Here is a 2,380-nt window from a genome sequence, read left to right on the forward strand (position 1 = left end):
AGTGAAAAACTCCAATCTATCAAAAATCGCATGTGAATTATAGTGAATTACTCCAACTCGCAAAGAGCTGGGGTAATTTTATATCTGACCGCATTATTATTTGGCGGTTACGAAAAATCCATTCTGGGGAAAACGGACATGGACATCCAGTATGATGAAAAGCTTGGCAAGCTCTATTACGACCAGGACAAAGACATTATGCGGACTGGCAACCCATGCCACTGTTATTCCGAATTTGACCAGGATGGCAAAACCGTCTATAAAGAAATCGCTAAAAATCCCGTCTATGTGGACGGCAAAATATATGGGGTATGCGGCGTGGTGAACGATGTAACGGAGCTGATGAGCCTGAAGAAAAAATTTGAATCCCTTACCTTTTACGACAATCTCACAGGCTTATACAATCGAAACTACTTTCTGAAATTCGATTTCAATAAATCCGTCTGTCTTCCCTGTACCTATATGATGTGTGACTGCAACGACCTGAAAGGCGTCAACGATCATTTAGGACATAATACAGGAGATCTCTATATTCGTGAAACTGCCAACATTCTGAAAGAAGTACTTCCAAAAGACGGCATCTGCATCCGCTGGGGCGGCGATGAATTTCTGCTCATCACCCCGTCCTGCAGCGAAGAAACCCATGAAACTTTACTAAAATCCATTAAGGACTACCGGGAAAAAGTTTCTGACATAGAACCAGATACAGGTCTGGCGGTAGGCGGTGCATTAAGGACGAGACTTGAAATCAGCGAAAAAGACATCATAAAAACGGCAGACGCCAGAATGTATTCGGACAAAGCTTTATATAAGAAACAGCATCGCAAAATTTCATAGATCAGGATCAAATAGCAGTTCCAAGTTATTGTCTGGGGGCATACAGTAACTTTTTCAGAGAGGGCAGAAATGAGAATAGCTATTTGTGATGACGAAAAACAGATTTGTGAGTTTTTGAAAGAGAAAATACGGCGTTATTATTTTTCCAATGACATCAATTTCAGCATTCAGACCTTTGAAAATGGGGAAAAACTGCTGGAATCGGATCTGAATCTGATCGATGTCCTGTTTCTGGACGTGGAAATGCCGGGAAGAAACGGGATGAAAGTTGCAAAGGCGATCCGGGAGAAGAACAAGGAGATGATTATTGTTTTTCTCACCGCCTACAGTGAATTTGTGTTTGAAAGCTTTAAGGTAGACGCATTCCGCTACCTGGTGAAACCGGTAAACAATCAGGAACTGAACGAAACCCTGGATGCCATCCAGCAGAAATTCACAGAAACCGAGGACTACCTCAGCTTTCAGTTCCAGAACGAAATGTACAGTGTCAAATACTCTGACATTGTCTATATTGAAGGCATGCGGGACAAGATCTGGATCTACTGCAAAGGACACACCTACCGCTGGCGCGGCACCCTGAAAAATATGTGCGACCAGTTAAGCGACAAAGGCTTTTTTCAGGTGCACAGAAGCTACATCATCAATATGAACAAAATCCAGAAATACAATTCCCAGACCGTATCCCTGGACGGGGATTTCGAAGTCCCCATCAGCAAATACCGGTTAAATGAATTTAAAGAAGAATATCTGAAACTTTGGAGTAAAATCTTATGAAACTGCTGATTACTTCCTTTGCCTGTGCCCTTAATATATACAGTTTGCTTTTCTTTATCAGTGATACGGAAAAAATCACGGATATTCTGGGAAAAATGAATTTAAAAGCCAAAGTATATTCGGCAGCTGCAATTTTACTGGTATCACTGAGCGTTATGTGGAGCCGGGTATATCTGGTCCTCTGGCTGGTGCTTGAATATCTGGGAATCATCTGGTGGTATGGAAGACAAAAAAGAGATCATCTGAGAAACGTGCAAAGAGGTCTTCTCTGCATTGTAACCGTCATTGTGACAGAATTGACCATCATCTTTTTGTACTATTATACAGGCATCGAAAATCTGGAATCCACAGGAAGGATCAATTACGAAATCCAGATCGCATGCTACCTGGCCATGGCACTGGCCCAGTATTTCCTGATCCTTTTCCGGGAAATAAAAAAGACCACAGCAGGCTACAGAAAGGCCTTAATGGTCACCCTTGCAGCAAAAGGAATCGGAGATATGATCTGGCTTTATATCTGCATTGGTACCTGTGCGTTTAAAAAGAATTATATTTTATTATCAGTACTGTTTATTGCGGAAATCATCATTGATTATTGCGCATTTTGCATTATGGTACTGAAAATTGCCGAGCGTTCTGAGCAGGACAAAAGGGCCGATCGCTGACTGTCAAGGTAGTTGTCAGTAAAATATTTATTTTTTGTTCTTGCAGGTCATCAGATATTGTTCTGTACCTGACGTGAGTATCAATAAATTATCTACGTTTATTG

General features: G+C 41.4%; 3 protein-coding genes. All 3 read left to right on the forward strand.

The window, feature by feature from the left end:
* The first annotated feature begins 42 nt into the window (after nt 1-42).
* Nucleotides 43-837 (forward strand): diguanylate cyclase domain-containing protein, encoded by a 795-nt coding sequence (locus tag ACTQ50_RS19440; RefSeq protein ID WP_441485533.1) that lies wholly within the window; start codon nt 43-45, stop codon nt 835-837.
* A 69-nt stretch (nt 838-906) separates the two neighbouring features.
* Complete coding sequence (locus ACTQ50_RS19445) at nt 907-1,611, forward strand: LytR/AlgR family response regulator transcription factor (protein WP_441485534.1); 705 nt, start codon at nt 907-909, stop codon at nt 1,609-1,611.
* A complete protein-coding gene (locus tag ACTQ50_RS19450; RefSeq protein ID WP_441485535.1) occupies nt 1,608-2,276 on the forward strand; it encodes a hypothetical protein in 669 nt (222 codons plus the stop codon). The genes ACTQ50_RS19445 and ACTQ50_RS19450 overlap by 4 nt, the downstream gene beginning before the upstream one ends.
* Nucleotides 2,277-2,380: the final 104 nt, after the last annotated feature.

Origin of the sequence: Blautia sp. Sow4_E7, assembly GCF_052116245.1 — a bacterium.
Classification (GTDB): Bacteria; Bacillota; Clostridia; order Lachnospirales; family Lachnospiraceae; genus Blautia_A.